Raw genomic sequence first — 15,445 nt, 5'->3', positions numbered from 1 at the left:
CCTCTCGGCCTCCCGGCTTCTCGCCACCGTCCCATCGCACCACCGTCAGGAGACACCCATGACCGCCACCTCCGCCGCCGTCGAGCCCTTCGACACCGTCGACCTGATCCGTGTGAAGCGCGGCAAGGGCGAGCTGAGCACGGCCCAGATCGACTGGTTGATCGACGCGTACACGCGCGGCTACGTGGCCGACGAGCAGATGTCGGCCCTGACCATGGCGATCTTCCTGAACGGGATGGAGCGCCGCGAGATCCGCGACATGACGCTCGCGATGATCCGCAGCGGCGAGACGATGGACTTCTCGGGTCTCGGCAAGACCACGGTCGACAAGCACTCGACCGGGGGAGTGGGCGACAAGATCACCCTGCCGCTCGCGCCGCTCGTCGCGTCGTTCGGCGTCGCCGTCCCGCAGCTGTCGGGCCGCGGTCTCGGCCACACCGGTGGCACGCTCGACAAGCTCGAGTCGATCCCCGGCTGGCAGGCGTCGATCAGCAACGAGCGCATGCGCGAGATCATGGCCGACTCGGGCGCGGTCGTCTGCGCGGCCGGGTCGGGACTCGCGCCCGCCGACGGCAAGCTCTACGCCCTGCGCGACATCACGGGCACCGTCGAGTGCATCCCGCTCATCGCCTCGTCGATCATGTCGAAGAAGATCGCAGAGGGCACGGCGGCGCTCGTCCTCGACGTGAAGTTCGGCTCGGGCGCGTTCATCCAGGACATCGAGCAGTCCCGTCTGCTCGCCCGCACCATGGTCGACCTCGGCAACGACGCCGGTGTCGCGACGACCGCGCTGATCACCGACATGAACGTGCCGCTCGGCCTCATGATCGGCAACGCCCTCGAGGTCCGCGAGTCCGTCGACGTGCTGGCCGGTGGCGGCCCCGCCGACATCCGCGAGCTGACCGTCGCCCTCGCCCGCGAGATGCTCACCCTCGCCGGCCAGCCCGACGCGGACGTGGAGGCGGCCCTCGACGACGGACGCGCCATGGACGCTTGGAAGGCCATGATCCGAGCCCAGGGCGGAGATCCGGAGGCGCCGCTCGCGACGGCGAAGGAGACCCACGTCGTCACCGCGGCCGAGTCGGGCTTCCTCACCGAACAGCACGCGCTGCCCTTCGGCATCGCCGCCTGGCGCCTCGGAGCGGGACGCGCCCGCAAGCAGGACCCGGTGCAGGCCGCAGCGGGTATCGAGCTGCACGCGAAGCCGGGCGACCGGGTCACGGCGGGGCAGCCGCTCTTCACGCTGCACGCGGACGAGCCGGCCCGGTTCGAGCGCGCACTCGAGGCCGTCGAGGGCGCCTGGACCATCGGCGACTCCGCACCCGCGGCGCGTCGCCTGGTCGCCGACCGGATCGTCTGATCCCGCAGGATCGAGCTAGTAGCCTTACGGCATGAGTGCTCCCGATAAGGACTACCGACTGCCCAATGGCGGGCCCAGCATCGCGGCTCTGCCGAAGGTCTCGCTGCACGACCACCTCGACGGTGGCCTGCGGCCCGAGACGATCGTCGAACTCGCCGACCAGGTCGGTGCGGAGCTGCCCGTCCAGGGTGGTGCGGAGGCGCTCGAGCAGTGGTTCGTCGACTCGGCGGACTCGGGCAACCTGCCCGACTACCTCAAGACCTTCGACGTCACCCTCTCGGTGATGCAGACCGAGGCCGGGCTCGAGCGCGTGGCGCGCGAGTTCGTCCTCGACCTGGTCGCCGACGGCGTCATCCACGGCGAGGTCCGCTGGGCACCCGAGCAGCACCTCCAGAAGGGGCTCTCGCTCGACGCGACGGTCGAGGCCGTCCAGAGCGGCATCGAGCAGGGCATCGCCGAGGCCGCCGCCGCCGGGCACGAGATCTCGGTCGGGCAGCTGGTCACGGCCATGCGTCACGCCGATCGGTCGCTCGAGATCGCCGGTCTCGCCGTGCGGCACCGCGAGAACGGTGTCATCGGGTTCGACATCGCCGGTGCCGAGGCCGGGTTCCCCGCCGGCGCCCACAAGGCCGCGTTCGAGTTGCTCGCCCGCGAGTTCATGCCCGTCACCGTGCACGCCGGCGAGGCCGACGGCCTCGACAGCATCCGCGGCGCGCTGCTCGACGGCCGCGCCCTGCGTCTCGGTCACGGCGTCCGCCTGGCCGAAGACGTCCACGTCGTCGGCACCGACAAGGGTCAGACGACGGTCGAGCTCGGGCCGGTCGCGGCCTGGGTCCGTGACCGCGAGATCGCGCTCGAGCTGTCGCCGCAGTCGAACCTGCAGACGGGCGCCATCGCCGCCTGGGGCACCGACCTCGACGACCACCCGTTCGACCTGCTCTACCAGCTCGGCTACCGGGTCACGGTCAACACGGACAACCGCCTGATGAGCCGCACCAGCCTGTCCAAAGAGCTGGCGCTGCTCGCCCAGGCGTTCGACTACGAGCTGTCCGACCTCGAGGCGTTCCAGCTCAATGCGGCCGCCGCGAGCTTCCTGCCGCTCGAAGACCGTGACGATCTGGCCGACCGCATCTCGGCGGGCTTCGAAGGCGCCTGACATGCCGCTCCCCGAACTGCCCGACGACGCGATCGTCATCTCGGCCCGGGTCGCCGACTGGCGCGAGGCCGTGCACACGGCCGGCGCGGCCCTGGTCGCATCCGGCGCGACGCTGGACGGCTACGGTGACGAGATGGTCCGCATGATCGAGGAGCACGGCCCCTACGTCGTCATCGCGCCGGGTCTCGTGCTCGCGCACGCCCGGCCCGGCGACCAGGTCGTCCGTGATGGTCTCGCGGTCGTCACATTGGCCGAACCCGTCTCGTTCGGGCACCCGCACAACGATCCCGTCCGGGTCGTGCTCGGCCTGGCCGTGGCCAGCGTCGGCGGGCACCTCGAGTCGATCGCCGAGCTGGCCAACGTGTTCAACGACGCGTCGGTCATCGAGGCCCTCGCCGACGCGACGTCGTCCGACGAGATCCGTCGGCTCATGGGCGTCCCCGCCTGACCTGCAGCACCCCGAACGGAGTCGCCATGAAGATCGTCACCATCTGTGGAGCCGGCATCGGCAGCAGCGGAATCCTGAAGGTGAACGCCGAACGCGTCCTCGCCCGGCTCGACATCGAGGCCGATGTGGTCGCGGCCGACATCGCGTCGATCGCAGAGGTGGCCGACGATGCGCAGGTCATCCTGACGTCGGCCGAGTTCGTCGAGGCCATCGGCACGACCTACGCCGACGTCATCGTCATCCAGAACCACTTCGACCAGCAGGAGCTGACCGAGAAGCTCCAGCGGTCGCTCGGCTAGCACCGCCGACACACGCGTAAAGGGACGACGCACCCCCGGGCCCGGGGGTGCGTCGTCCCTTTTCGCGTGCCGAGCGGCACGCGCCGAGCGGCTCGCGGCGAGCGGCTCGCGCGTCAGCCGGCGAGCAGCTCGCGCATCCCGCGGTCGAGCTCGGCCACGGCGGCCTCGGCCGCCGTGCGGCGGGCTGCCGCGTCGCCGACCGTGCTCGACGCGTCGATGTAGACCTTGAGCTTCGGCTCGGTGCCGCTCGGCCGCACGATGACCCGCGAGCCGTCCGTGAGCCAGAGTCGCAGGATGTCGCCGGGCGGGAACTCGCCGAAGCCCGACCGGAAGTCGTCGATGCGGTCGACGACGAGCGAACCGACTCGCGACGGCGGTTCAGCACGGAGACGGGCCGTCATGGCCGTGATCTGCGACAGGTCGTCGACCCGGATCGAGATCTGCGACGACGCGTAGGCGCCGAATCGCTCGTCGAACGCGACGAGGTGCTCCGCGAGCGACGAGCCCTGCGTGTGCAGCTCGGTCGCGAGGGCGAGCAGGTCGACGGCGGCGGAGATGCCGTCCTTGTCGCGGACCTTCGCCGGGTCGACGAGGTACCCGAGGGCCTCCTCGAAGCCGTAGAGCAGCCCCCCGACGCGGGAGACCCACTTGAAGCCGGTGAGCGTGTCGGCGTAGTCGAGGCCGTACTCGCCGGCGATGGCGCGCAGGGCGGGCGTGGAGACGATGCTGGCGGCGAGGGTGCCGTCGACGTCGTCACGCTGGGCGCGTTCGGCGGCACGCCAGCCCAGCAGCGCCCCGACCTCGTTGCCGCTGAGACGACGCCAGCCGCCGTCGCCCGGGATCGCGACCGCGAGGCGATCGGCGTCCGGGTCGTTGGCGATGACGAGGTCGGCCTCGACCCGGTCGGCCGTCGCGAAGGACAGGTCCATCGCTCCCGGCTCCTCGGGGTTGGGGAAGGCCACGGTCGGGAAGGCGGCGTCGGGAGCCGCCTGCTCGGAGACCGGGATCGGCTCGGCGAAGCCGGCCTTGGCGAACACTCGTCGGGCGGTCTCCCAGCCGACGCCGTGCATGGCCGTGTAGACGACCCGCGGCTGGCGACCCGCGGCGGCCGTGCCCGCGAGGGCGGCCGTCCGATCGACGTACTCGCCGACGAGGTCGTCGCCGGCCTCCGTGTAGTCGTCCGACCGCGCGAGGTCGGTGACGGGTGACTCGGCGGCCTGCTCGATCAGCGCGGCGATCTCGCCGTCAACCGGGGAGACGATCTGCGACCCGTGGTCGAGACCGCCGAGGTAGACCTTGTAGCCGTTGTCCTGCGGCGGGTTGTGGCTCGCCGTGACCATCACACCCGCGCTGAAGTCGAGGTGACGCACCGCGAAGGCCAGCACCGGGGTGGGCAGGGCACGGGGCAGGATGACGGCGCGGATGCCGGCACCCGCCATGATCTCGGCGGTGTCGCGGGCGAAGACGTCGCTGTTCTTGCGGCCGTCGTAGCCGATCACGATCGAGGGGGAGTCGTCACGCCCCAGCAGGAAGGCCGCGAAGCCCGCGGCGGCCTGAGCCACGAGCACGCGGTTCATGCGGTTCGACCCGGCACCGAGGGCACCGCGGAGCCCGGCCGTGCCGAACTGCAGCCGGTCGGAGAAGCGGTCGGCCAGGTCTGCCACGGCCGCGGCGTCGCCCTCGGCGGCCCGGGTCAGCAGGCGGTCGAGTTCGTCGCGCGTCTCGTCGTCCGGGTCCTGGTCCCGCCAGGATCGTGCCGCCGCGAGGAGCGAGTCGAGCCCGTCGCGCGACAGCCCGTCACGCGACACCGCGTCCTGCGACTGCCCGTCGCTCACAGGGCCGCCACGATGCGGGCGAGCAGGTCGCTGATGACCGGCTCGGCCTCGCGGCCGGCCTCGAGTACCTCGGCGTGGCTGAGCGGCTCCTTCTGGATACCGGCGGCCAGGTTCGTGATGAGCGACATGCCGAGGATCTCCATGCCGGCCTGACGGGCGGCGATGGCCTCGAGGGCGGTGGACATGCCGACGATGTGGCCGCCGATCGCCTTGGCCATCTGCACCTCGGCCGGGGTCTCGTAGTGCGGGCCGCGGAACTGCGTGTAGACGCCCTCGTCCAGCGACGGGTCGATGGTGCGGGCGATGTCGCGCAGACGCGCGGAGTAGAGGTCGGTGAGGTCGATGAACGTCGCGCCTTCGAGGGGCGAGTCGGCCGTGAGGTTGATGTGATCGCTGATCAGCACCGGGCTGCCCGGCTTCCAGGTCTCCTTGATTCCGCCCGCGCCGTTGGTCAAGATCATGATCGACGCGCCGGTGGCGGCAGCGGTGCGGACGCTGTGCACGACACGGCGCACGCCGTGGTCCTCGTAGTAGTGCGTGCGGGCACCGATCACGAGGGCGTTCTTGCCCGACGGCAGGGCGATGCTCCGGATCGAGCCCGTGTGGCCGACCACGGCCGAGGCGCTGAAACCGGTGATCTCGGTGGCGGGGATCTCCGCCGTGGTCTCGCCGATCAGGTCGGCGGCTTTGGCCCAGCCGCTGCCCAGGGTGAGGGCGATGTCGTGCTGGGCGACGCCGGTCTTCTCGGCGATCTCGGCGGCGGCGGTGGCGGCGACCTCGAAGGGGTCGGCGGCGGGGTCGTCGAGCGGGTGGCTGTGGATCTGCGACATGAGGTCCACTCTAGAGGCCTCCGCAGGCCCCGTCGGCCGTGCCGCGCGGCTCCCGCGCGGCACTCTGACGACCGGGGTCGCTACGCGATCTGGAGCAGCACGTGACCCGACGAGACGGTGGCCCCGACGGCGGCGTCGATACCGGTCACGGTGCCGTCGCGGTGGGCGGCGACGGGCTGTTCCATCTTCATGGCCTCGAGCACGAGCACCAGATCGCCCTTGACGACCTGCTGCCCCTCCTCGACGGCGACCTTGACCACGGTCGCCTGCATCGGCGCCTTCACCTCGGCACCGGTCGCCGTGGCGACGGCGCCGCCCGAGGCGCCGCGACGGCGCGGGGCGACGGCAGGAGGCGCGGTGCGGGCACCGAGACCGGCCGGCAGCGAGACCTCGACGCGCTTGCCGCCCACCTCGACCACGACGGTCGTGCGCTCGTCGTCGGGGCGGGGCGTCTCGGCCTCGCCGCTCCACGCCGGGATGGTGTTGTCGAACTCGGTCTCGATCCATCGCGTGTAGATGGAGAACGGCTGCCCGTCCTCGGGTGCGAAGGCCGGGTCGTCGACGATCACCCGGTGGAAGGGCAGGACGGTCGGCAGGCCCGCGACCTCGAACTCGGCCAGGGCGCGACGCGAGCGCTCGAGGGCGTCCTCGCGCGACGAACCGGTGACGATCAGCTTGGCGAGCAGCGAGTCGAACGACCCGCTGATCTCGTCGCCGGCCTGGACGCCGCTGTCGACGCGGACGCCGGGGCCCGCGGCGGGCTTGAACACGTGCACGGGGCCGGGGGCGGGCATGAAGTTGCGACCGGCGTCCTCGCCGTTGATCCGGAACTCGAACGAGTGACCGCGGGGCTCGGGGTCGGCGTAGTCGAGCACGCCGCCCTCGGCGAGGCGGAACTGCTCGCGGACGAGGTCGAGGCCGGTGACCTCCTCCGAGACCGGGTGCTCCACCTGGAGGCGCGTGTTCACCTCGAGGAACGACACCGTGCCGTCCTGGCCGATCAAGAACTCGCAGGTGCCGGCGCCGACGTAGCCCACCTCGCGGAGGATGGCCTTCGACGACTCGTAGAGACGCGTCTTCTGCTCGTCGGTCAGGAACGGCGCGGGCGCCTCCTCGACGAGCTTCTGGTGCCGACGCTGCAGCGAGCAGTCGCGGGTGGACACGACGACCACGTTGCCGTGCTCGTCGGCGAGGCACTGGGTCTCGACGTGACGCGGCTTGTCCAGGTACTTCTCGACGAAGCACTCGCCGCGCCCGAACGCCGCGACGGCCTCGCGCGTGGCCGAGTCGAAGAGCTCGGGCACCTCCTCGCGGGTGCGGGCGACCTTGAGGCCGCGGCCGCCGCCGCCGAAGGCCGCCTTGATGGCGACGGGCAGCCCGTGTTGGTCGACGAACTCGAGCACCTCGTCGGCGCCCGAGACGGGGTTGAGGGTGCCCGGTGCGAGCGGGGCGCCGACCCGTTCGGCGATGTGGCGCGCCGACACCTTGTCGCCGAGCTGCTCGATGGCGTCGGGCGACGGGCCGATCCAGATCAGACCGGCCGAGAGGACGGCGCGGGCGAAGTCGGCGTTCTCGGCCAGGAACCCGTAGCCGGGGTGCACGGCGTCGGCACCCGAGCGGCGGGCCACCGAGAGGATCTTGTCGATGACGAGGTAGGTCTCGGCGCTCGTCATGCCGTCCAGCGCGTAGGCCTCGTCGGCGAGGCGGGCGTGGAGGGCGTCCCGGTCTTGATCGGCGTAGACGGCGACGGAGCCGATCCCGCTGTCGCGGGCGGCGCGGATCACGCGGACGGCGATCTCTCCACGGTTGGCGATGAGGACCTTGCTGATACGCGGCATAACTCCTAAGCCTAGGGCTGCGACCTGCGGCGCCTTTGGCTGACGTGCACAAAAAGAATGAATCGGTCCGTCACAACACCTACAAGATCGACGGTCACCTGCGTGAGGCCGGCGTGCGGGCCGTCAGCGCGTCCGGCTCGTCCACAGATCGTGCCAGGGGACCCCGAACCCGCGCACCAGATCGCGCAGCACCGGCACCGAGAGGCCGACCACGGCACTCGGGGTGCCCTCGATGTGCGTGATGAACGCGGAGGCCAGGCCGTCGATCGTGAACGCCCCGGCGACCTCGAGGGGCTCACCCGACCCGATGTAGGCGTCGAGCTCGTCGGGCACCAGGTCGTCCGCGAACGTGAGGTCGGCGTGCGCGGTGCGACCGGCGGCCGCCTGCACCGCGCCTCCTCGGTGATCGATCAGCCAATGGCCCGACCACAGCGTGCCGTGGCCGATCTCGGCCATGCGGCGCCACCGATCGAGCGCCACCGCGGGCTCGTGCGGCTTGCCGTGCACCTCGCCGTCGAACTCGAAGGCGGAGTCGCCGCCGAGGACGAGCCCGTCGATCGGCTCGCCGTCGACCAGGGTGTCGAGCACGGCCTCGGCCTTGGCGCGGGCGAGCAGCGCGACGGTCTCGGGCGCGTCGAGGGGGCGGCCGAGGCGCTCCTGCTCGACGGCGACCGCGGCGTCCTCGTCGACGCCGGGGCTGATCAACCGCGGCTCGATGCCCGCGGCACGGAGCAGGGCGAGGCGGGCGGGGGAGGTGCTGGCCAGATAGAGGGGAACGGTCACGTCTGCCAGCCTGTCAGACTTGTCGGATGGCAGACATGCAGGGCCGAGAGGTCGAACTGGAGATCACGGGCATCGCCCACGGCGGAATCTCGGTCGCGCGACTCGACGGCCGCGTGGTCTTCGTGTCGGACACGCTGCCGGGTGAGACGGTCGTCGCGCGCATCACCGACGACCGCAAGAAGTCGTTCTGGCGGGCCGACACCGTCGCGGTGGTCGAGGCCAGCCCGCACCGCCGCGAGCACGTCTGGTCGGCGGCGGCCCTCGACGTCGACCCGGTCGACCGCGCGGGCGGCGCCGAGTTCGGCCACATCGAGCTCGCCCACCAGCGCGAGCTCAAGCGCCAGGTCGTCACCGACTCGCTGAGCCGCATGGGCCGGGTCGAGACCGACGTCACGGTGGAGGCGCTGCCGGGTGATGACGAACGAGGAGGCACGGGGTGGCGTACCCGGGTCCGGCTGCACCTCGACGACGAGGGTCGCCCCGGTCAGTACGCGGCTCGGTCGCACCGGGTGGTCCACGTGCGCGATCTCCCGCTCGCCGCGGAGGCCGTGGCCGAGGCTGCGCCGCTCGGCGACGCCTTCCCGGGCGAGGAGCACGTGGACGTGCTCGCCCCGAGCACCGGCGGCGCCCGGCTCATCATCGGCAAGCAGACGCCCACGACCATCACCGAGGTGGTCGGTGACCGCGAGTTCCAGCTCGACGACGGCGGTTTCTGGCAGGTGCACCGCCAGGCGGCCGAGACCCTGACCCGCGCCGTGCAGGGCGCGCTCGACGCCGACCTGTTCGACCCCAAGGCGGCGAACCTCGACCTGTACGGCGGGGTCGGTCTGCTCGCCGCCGCGGTCGGTGACCGGTTCGGCCTCGGCACCCGCATCACCAGTGTCGAGAGCGACAGCCGTGCGACCGAGCACGCGTCCGAGAACCTGGCCGACTGGCTCGGGGCATCGGCGGTGAGTGGTCGAGTCGACCGCTGGCTCCGGCAGACGGCCGCCGAGGCGTCCTCGGTGGAACGAGGCCGCCTCCGTGCCGGCACGGTCGTGCTCGACCCGCCGCGCTCGGGTGCGGGCAAGGCCGTCGTGGACCAGCTCGTCGACATGGCACCCGCGCAGATCGTCTACGTGGCGTGCGACCCCGTGGCGCTCGCCCGCGACGTCGCGCTCTTCGCCGAGGGCGGTTACACACTCGACACGATCCGCTCGTACGACCTCTTCCCGCACACCCACCACGTCGAGACGGTCGTCCGGCTCACGCGCTGACCGCGCCGACCGGGCGACCGCGACGGCGTCGGCGAAACGACGCCGTCGCCGGGGTCCCGTCCCGATACGATGATCGCGTGCCCGCCCGGGAATCAGGGACCCGGTCGCACATCGAATGAAGGATGACCCCGTGACAGACAGCCCCGTATCGACGACCACGACGGTGGACTCCTCGACCGAAAGGCCCACGAGCCCCGTGCGCGTGGCCATCGTCGACGACCACGAGTCGGTCCGCCTCGGAATCCAGGCCGCGTGCCAGAACGAGGGCTTCGAGGTGGTGCTGACCGCTGCCGGCGTCCAGGAGTTCGTCGAGAACCTCGCCGGCCGCGAGGTCGACGTCGTCGTCCTCGACCTGTCGCTCGGAGACGGCTCGACCGTGACGGAGAACGTCAAGCGCGTCCAGGCCACGGGCTCGGCCGTGCTCGTGCACAGCATCGCCGACCGCGTCGCCTCGGTGCGCGAGGCCCTCGCGGCCGGTGCCGCCGGTGTCATCCCCAAGTCGTCCGCGACGAAGACGGTCATGGCCGCCGTCGCGACGGTGGCCCGGGGCGACGTGCTCAACAACCTCGAGTGGGCGAGCGCGATCGACGCCGACCGTGACTTCGCCAAGGCGCAGCTGGGCCGGCGCGAGCGCGAGATCCTGCACCTGTACGCGTCGGGTCTGCCTCTCAAGCTCGCGGCGCAGCAGCTCGGCATCGGCTACTCGACTGCGCGTGAATACCTCGACCGCATCCGGGTGAAGTACGTCGAGGTCGGTCGTCCCGCCCCGACCAAGGTCGACCTCCTCCGTCGCGCCGTCGAGGACGGGATCCTCCCCGGGCTCGACGCGGACGGCGGCGATGGCCGCTGACCGGGCGTCAGTAGGACCGACCCCTCCCGCCCGGGCGTCACGCAACCCGATCAGTCGGGCGCTCATCGACAAGGTGTTCGCCCGGGGGATGGCGCTGTTCGCCCTCGTGTTCGGGGTCCAGACCTTCCCGGTCATGATCGCCCAGGTGGGCGCCATGCAGCCCGCCTGGGCCTGGATCATCGGCCTCGCGATCTTCGGGGGCTTCATCGGACTCGGCGTCGCCAGCATCGTCGGTCGCGGGTCCGAGACCGTCACCGCCTTCGTCGCGATCTCGTACCTGATCGCGCTGATCACCTGGCCTCTCGCGGTCCAGGACCCGGATGTCGTCCAGCCCACCGTGCCGTGGGTCTGGTACCTCGTCACGGTGGCGACGTCCGCCGCGACCCTCGCGTTCTCGTCCTGGGTCGCCATCGGCTACCTCTTCGTCGCCCCGTTGACGTACGGCCTCATCCGGCTCACCCCGTCCGGCGGCGGCGTGCCGCCCTCGACCGCCGCGCTCGACGCGATGTACTCGATCATCCTGGGCGGCGCGCTGCTCATCCTGATCACGATGATCCGTCAGGCGGCCGCGAACGTCGACGCAGCGCAGGCCACCGCCGTGGCACGCTACTCGAACGCCATCCGCGAGCACGCGACCGAGCTCGAACGGGTCCAGGTCGACGCGATCGTGCACGACAGCGTCTTGACGACCTTCATCCAGGCCGCGCGGGCCTATTCGCCCGATGAGCGCGAACTGGCCACGAACATGGCGCGCAACGCGATGGCCCACGTGGCCTCGGCGGCCAGCACGACGCCGTTCGACGAGAGCAACACGTCCCTCCGCTCGCTCTGCGAGCGACTCCAGACGGTGAGCCGCGAGATGGGTGTCGACGTCGACATCCGCGAGGCAGGCATCGACGGCAAGGGCGTGCCCTCCCGAGCGGCCGAGGCCCTCTACAGCGCCTCGGTGCAGGCACTCGTCAACAGCTCGCAGCACGCCGGGGACGGCCTCGCGATCCGGCGTTGGATCACGGTCGGCTCGACGCCCGACGACGGAGCCGTGATCGAGGTCGGCGACACGGGAGCCGGTTTCGAGGTCGCCGCCGTGCCCGGGGGGCGACTCGGCGTCCGGGTGTCGATCCTCGAGCGGGTCGCGAACGCGGGCGGATCCGCGACGATCGAGTCCGCGATCGGAGCCGGCACGGTGGTGCGATTGCGCTGGCCGGTGGCCGACGCCGGCGAGCCGCGGACCCGCCTCGATGCCGTGCACGAGCCCGCCACGGACACCCCGACCGAAGGAGAACGGCGATGAGAGTCTCGGTGCCCCGCTGGCTGATCGTGATGCTGGCCGCCGTCTTCTCGTGCTATCACCTCGTCCTCGCCTCGGTGTCGCTCGACCTGTTCACCGATCCATGGCCGGTCGTCGTCTGCATGGCCCTCTACGCGATCGTCACGGCGATCGTCCTGTGGCCGTCGAAGCAGGTCAGGATGCCCGTCTGGATGGCTGCCGCGGCCCTCGCGGTGAGCATCGTCATCCCCATCCAGATCGGGATGCTGCTCGACCCCGGTCAGGGGAACGGCTACGCCACGTGGTACGTGGCGGCCATCGGGACGCTGATGGTGATCGTGTCGACGCGCCGGAGGCAGGGCTACGCCTGGCTCGGCGTCGGGTTCTTGACGGTGCACTCGGTGCTCTGGGGCGGCTTCGGCACCCTGACGAGCATCGGCGTCATCGGGAGCGTGAGCTGGGTGGGGTTCTCCCACCTGATGTCGTCGACGCTCGCTCGGGCTAGCCGCGAGACGCGGGAGTTCATCCTGGCCGAGCACGAGGCCGCAGACTGGCAGGCGGCTCAGGAAGCGCACGTCAACGAGCGGCAGTACCGCCTGTTGCAGACGGGCCGGACGGCGCGGCCCATGCTGCAGACGATCGTGGCCACCGGCGGCGATCTCACGGCCGAGCAGCGGCAGGAGTGCCTGAACCTCGAGGGGGCGATCCGCGACGAGATCCGGGGGCGCCGACTGCTCGACGACGACGTCCGTCGCGAGGTCATGGCGGCACGCCGGCGCGGTACCGTCGTCAGCCTGCTCGACGAGGGCGGCATCGACGACCTCGGTCCCGACGATCTGCGTCGCGTCCACCGAGAGCTGGCGGAGGCCATCCGAGGCTCGTCGGCCGATCGCCTCATCGTGCGGACCGTGCCCGGCGGTGGGGCAGCCGCGGTGACGGTCGTCGGGCTCGGCTCGCAGGACCTCTCGTCGAGCGCTCTGGGCCGAGGTGTCTCCGCCGACGCGGACGAGGACGACGACGACGACGAGGTGCGCCTGTGGTTGCAGATCCCGCGGACCGAGGGCGCCATCACCGATGCCTACGACGACGTGTTCGACGATTCCGAGGACGACGCGTCGCGCGCCTCCTGATCGACGGCGTCGCAGACGTCGGGATAAGGAAGAAGGGCCGGACGATCGTCCGGCCCTTCTGAAACCCCGAGTCAGGGCGGCAACCCGAATGTCGCCCTGACTCGCCCCCGATTACGAACCCGCTTACCCTAGTTGGCTCGTAGTCGGTGGTGTAACTCTGAGAGAGACACCTAGCACAAGTAATAATGCCGACTTCTCGACAAATCACCAAGTCATCATTTAGGGGGACAAAAAGGGGACGAGTGCTTCGTCTACCCCCGAACAGGGCTGATTACAGGCCGTTGTCGCGCACCGAGACGAGTCGAGGGTACGTCGAGAGGGGGACAAGGCGAAAGGGGTGCCCGCCAGAATCGACCGCGGGCGACCCCTGTGATGACAGGGATCGCCCGGAGGGTGATGCAGGCGACGTCGCGACCGCTCGGGTCAGCCGGAGAACGCCCGCCAGCGTCCCGGACCGGCATCGAGCGGGGTCCGCAGCGACCGTCGGCTCCGGCTCCAGGCCGTCGGGGTCTCCGGGCTCGTGACGCGCTCGTTCTCGCGCGCCGCCTCGGCCGCCTCGAGTGCCGTCAGGACGGCCGTGACCGCCGCCAGCTCCTCCGGCGTCGGCGCACCCGAGACGACCCGCAGGAGGCGCGTGTCGTCATCGGCACCCGCCTCGCGAGACAGGGGGCCCGGGGCGCTGCTCGTGCCGTCGTCGCTCACAGCGGGATGTTCCCGTGCTTCTTCGGCGGCAGCGACGCGCGCTTGGTGCGCAGGGCCCGCAGTGCCTTGATCACGGACACCCGCGTGGCGGCCGGTTCGATCACACCGTCCAGCTCGCCCCGTTCGGCGGCGAGGAAGGGGCTGGCGACGTTGTACGTGTACTCGCTCGCCAACCTGGCGCGCACGGCCGCGACGTCGTCGCCGGCGGCCTCGGCCGCCTTGATCTCGTTGCGGTAGAGGATGTTGACGGCGCCCTGGCCGCCCATGACAGCGATCTCGGCGGTGGGCCAGGCGAGGTTGATGTCGGCCCCGAGCTGCTTCGAACCCATCACGATGTAGGCCCCGCCGTACGCCTTGCGCGTGATGACCGTGACCAGGGGCACCGTCGCCTCGGCGTAGGCGTAGAGCAGCTTCGCGCCGCGGCGGATGACACCGGTCCACTCCTGGTCGGTCCCGGGGAGGAACCCGGGGACGTCGACGAGCGTGAGGATGGGGATGCCGAACGCGTCGCAGAAGCGTACGAACCGGCTCGCCTTCTCACCGGCGTCGATGTTGAGGGTGCCGGCCATGGCCGACGGCTGGTTGGCGATGATGCCGACACTGCGCCCCTCGATGCGACCGAAGCCGACCACGATGTTGGGGGCGAACAGCGGCTGCACCTCGAGGAATTCGGCGTCGTCGACGATGTGCTCGATGACCGTGGTGATGTCGTACGGCTGGTTCGGGCTGTCGGGGATGAGCGTGTTCAGCTGTCGATCGGCGTCGGTCGTCTCGAGCTCGACCGGGCGGTCGTAGACGTGCGGGTCGGACAGGTTGTTGTCGGGCAGGTACGAGAGCAGGGAGCGCGCGTAGTCGAGCGCGTCGCTCTCGTCGCTGGCGAGGTAGTGCGAGACACCCGAGACCTTGTTGTGGGTCAGGGCGCCGCCCAACTCCTCGAAGCCGACGTCTTCTCCGGTCACCGTCTTGATCACGTCGGGGCCGGTGACGAACATGTTGCTCGTCTTGTCGACCATGATGACGAAGTCGGTGAGCGCGGGGGAGTACACGGCGCCACCCGCGGCCGGGCCCATGATGATCGAGATCTGCGGGATGACACCCGACGCGGCGGTGTTCAACCGGAAGATCTCGCCGTACTTGCCGAGCGCGACGACGCCCTCCTGGATTCGGGCCCCGCCCGAGTCGAGGATGCCGATGATGGGGACACCCGTCTTGAGGGCGAGCTGCATGACCTTGATGATCTTCTCGCCCGCGACCTCGCCGAGCGAACCGCCGAAGATGGTGAAGTCCTGCGAGTAGACCGCGACCTGGCGTCCGTGGATCGTGCCGGTACCGGTCACGACCGCATCGCCGTAGGGGCGCTTCTTGTCCATGCCGAACGCGTGGGTGCGATGACGGACGAACTCGTCGAGCTCGACGAAGGAGCCCGGGTCGAGCAGCTCGTCGATGCGCTCGCGCGCCGTCTTCTTGCCCTTCGCGTGCTGCTTCGCGATGGCGGCCTCGCCGCTCGCGGTCACGGCCTCGTGATATCGGGCGGTGAGGTCGGCCAGCTTGCCGGCCGTCGTGTACAGGTCGGGCTTCTCGTCGGGGGACGGAACGGTCTCGGAAGTCACGCGCTTCACTCTACTAATGGCACGCCCCGGCGCCGTTGGAGGAATCCCCCTGCTCGGTGAGCGGATCGTCGTGGGACACGG

General features: G+C 70.8%; 14 protein-coding genes. 8 read left to right on the top strand and 6 right to left on the bottom strand.

Annotated features, from left to right (window positions below; translation table 11 throughout):
- The first annotated feature begins 58 nt into the window (after positions 1 to 58).
- Genes ACPEEZ_RS10550 through ACPEEZ_RS10535 form a run of 4 tightly spaced genes read left to right on the top strand, consistent with a single transcriptional unit; the run spans position 59 to position 3,263 of the window.
- Positions 59 to 1,360 (top strand): thymidine phosphorylase, encoded by a 1,302-nt coding sequence (locus ACPEEZ_RS10550; RefSeq protein ID WP_423918516.1) that lies wholly within the window; start codon positions 59 to 61, stop codon positions 1,358 to 1,360.
- Between the two features lie 31 nt (positions 1,361 to 1,391).
- The gene (locus ACPEEZ_RS10545; RefSeq protein ID WP_423918515.1) at positions 1,392 to 2,516 is read left to right on the top strand and encodes an adenosine deaminase; all 1,125 of its coding nucleotides are present in this window, start codon (positions 1,392 to 1,394) and stop codon (positions 2,514 to 2,516) included.
- A 1-nt stretch (position 2,517) separates the two neighbouring features.
- The gene (locus tag ACPEEZ_RS10540) at positions 2,518 to 2,964 is read left to right on the top strand and encodes a PTS sugar transporter subunit IIA (RefSeq protein ID WP_423918512.1); all 447 of its coding nucleotides are present in this window, start codon (positions 2,518 to 2,520) and stop codon (positions 2,962 to 2,964) included.
- Between the two features lie 26 nt (positions 2,965 to 2,990).
- Positions 2,991 to 3,263 carry a PTS sugar transporter subunit IIB gene (locus tag ACPEEZ_RS10535; RefSeq protein WP_423918509.1) on the top strand — a complete coding sequence of 91 codons (273 nt, stop codon included), beginning with the start codon at positions 2,991 to 2,993 and terminating at the stop codon, positions 3,261 to 3,263.
- Between the two features lie 113 nt (positions 3,264 to 3,376).
- Here ACPEEZ_RS10535 and ACPEEZ_RS10530 read toward each other — a convergent pair whose 3' ends face one another.
- The 4 genes from ACPEEZ_RS10530 to ACPEEZ_RS10515 form a co-directional block, all read right to left on the bottom strand.
- Positions 3,377 to 5,071: a phospho-sugar mutase gene (locus ACPEEZ_RS10530; protein WP_423924238.1), complete on the bottom strand. Its 1,695-nt coding sequence runs from the start codon at positions 5,069 to 5,071 to the stop codon at positions 3,377 to 3,379.
- Between the two features lie 23 nt (positions 5,072 to 5,094).
- Complete coding sequence (locus ACPEEZ_RS10525; RefSeq protein WP_423918506.1) at positions 5,095 to 5,928, bottom strand: purine-nucleoside phosphorylase; 834 nt, start codon at positions 5,926 to 5,928, stop codon at positions 5,095 to 5,097.
- Positions 5,929 to 6,008: 80 nt separating this feature from the next.
- The gene (locus ACPEEZ_RS10520) at positions 6,009 to 7,766 is read right to left on the bottom strand and encodes an acetyl/propionyl/methylcrotonyl-CoA carboxylase subunit alpha (protein ID WP_423918503.1); all 1,758 of its coding nucleotides are present in this window, start codon (positions 7,764 to 7,766) and stop codon (positions 6,009 to 6,011) included.
- 123 nt (positions 7,767 to 7,889) lie between these two features.
- Positions 7,890 to 8,549 carry a Maf family protein gene (locus ACPEEZ_RS10515; RefSeq protein ID WP_423918498.1) on the bottom strand — a complete coding sequence of 220 codons (660 nt, stop codon included), beginning with the start codon at positions 8,547 to 8,549 and terminating at the stop codon, positions 7,890 to 7,892.
- Between the two features lie 26 nt (positions 8,550 to 8,575).
- Between ACPEEZ_RS10515 and ACPEEZ_RS10510 the strand changes: the two genes are divergently transcribed.
- The 4 genes from ACPEEZ_RS10510 (at position 8,576) to ACPEEZ_RS10495 (ending at position 13,052) form a co-directional block, all read left to right on the top strand.
- A complete protein-coding gene (locus ACPEEZ_RS10510; RefSeq protein WP_423918496.1) occupies positions 8,576 to 9,805 on the top strand; it encodes a class I SAM-dependent RNA methyltransferase in 1,230 nt (409 codons plus the stop codon).
- Between the two features lie 163 nt (positions 9,806 to 9,968).
- On the top strand, positions 9,969 to 10,655 hold the full coding sequence (locus ACPEEZ_RS10505) for a response regulator (protein WP_423924236.1): 687 nt from the start codon (positions 9,969 to 9,971) through the stop codon (positions 10,653 to 10,655).
- 88 nt (positions 10,656 to 10,743) lie between these two features.
- A complete protein-coding gene (locus tag ACPEEZ_RS10500; RefSeq protein ID WP_423918493.1) occupies positions 10,744 to 11,946 on the top strand; it encodes a sensor histidine kinase in 1,203 nt (400 codons plus the stop codon).
- The gene (locus tag ACPEEZ_RS10495) at positions 11,943 to 13,052 is read left to right on the top strand and encodes a hypothetical protein (protein WP_423918490.1); all 1,110 of its coding nucleotides are present in this window, start codon (positions 11,943 to 11,945) and stop codon (positions 13,050 to 13,052) included. Before ACPEEZ_RS10500 ends, ACPEEZ_RS10495 begins: the two co-directional genes overlap by 4 nt.
- A 423-nt stretch (positions 13,053 to 13,475) precedes the next feature.
- Here ACPEEZ_RS10495 and ACPEEZ_RS10490 read toward each other — a convergent pair whose 3' ends face one another.
- Together ACPEEZ_RS10490 and ACPEEZ_RS10485 are read right to left on the bottom strand one after the other, a co-directional pair.
- A complete protein-coding gene (locus ACPEEZ_RS10490) occupies positions 13,476 to 13,754 on the bottom strand; it encodes an acyl-CoA carboxylase subunit epsilon (protein WP_423918487.1) in 279 nt (92 codons plus the stop codon).
- The gene (locus ACPEEZ_RS10485) at positions 13,751 to 15,364 is read right to left on the bottom strand and encodes an acyl-CoA carboxylase subunit beta (protein ID WP_423918484.1); all 1,614 of its coding nucleotides are present in this window, start codon (positions 15,362 to 15,364) and stop codon (positions 13,751 to 13,753) included. Before ACPEEZ_RS10485 ends, ACPEEZ_RS10490 begins: the two co-directional genes overlap by 4 nt.
- Positions 15,365 to 15,445 lie beyond the last annotated feature (81 nt).

It is taken from the genome of Frigoribacterium sp. 2-23 (assembly GCF_049601585.1).
Taxonomy (GTDB): Bacteria; Actinomycetota; Actinomycetes; order Actinomycetales; family Microbacteriaceae; genus Frigoribacterium.
Note: the sequence above shows the minus strand (reverse complement) of the source record. Positions and strands in the feature narration are given on the sequence as shown.

What these genes read in the sequence shown, in the direction of transcription:
- ACPEEZ_RS10550 (WP_423918516.1), top strand. Translation starts at nt 59, where the DNA reads ATGACCGCCACCTCCGCCGCCGTCGAGCCCTTCGACACCGTCGACCTG.
- ACPEEZ_RS10545 (WP_423918515.1), top strand. Translation starts at nt 1,392, where the DNA reads ATGAGTGCTCCCGATAAGGACTACCGACTGCCCAATGGCGGGCCCAGC.
- ACPEEZ_RS10540 (WP_423918512.1), top strand. Translation starts at nt 2,518, where the DNA reads ATGCCGCTCCCCGAACTGCCCGACGACGCGATCGTCATCTCGGCCCGG.
- ACPEEZ_RS10535 (WP_423918509.1), top strand. Translation starts at nt 2,991, where the DNA reads ATGAAGATCGTCACCATCTGTGGAGCCGGCATCGGCAGCAGCGGAATC.
- ACPEEZ_RS10525 (WP_423918506.1), bottom strand. Translation starts at nt 5,928, where the DNA reads ATGTCGCAGATCCACAGCCACCCGCTCGACGACCCCGCCGCCGACCCC.
- ACPEEZ_RS10520 (WP_423918503.1), bottom strand. Translation starts at nt 7,766, where the DNA reads ATGCCGCGTATCAGCAAGGTCCTCATCGCCAACCGTGGAGAGATCGCC.
- ACPEEZ_RS10510 (WP_423918496.1), top strand. Translation starts at nt 8,576, where the DNA reads ATGGCAGACATGCAGGGCCGAGAGGTCGAACTGGAGATCACGGGCATC.
- ACPEEZ_RS10500 (WP_423918493.1), top strand. Translation starts at nt 10,744, where the DNA reads ATGGCGCTGTTCGCCCTCGTGTTCGGGGTCCAGACCTTCCCGGTCATG.
- ACPEEZ_RS10495 (WP_423918490.1), top strand. Translation starts at nt 11,943, where the DNA reads ATGAGAGTCTCGGTGCCCCGCTGGCTGATCGTGATGCTGGCCGCCGTC.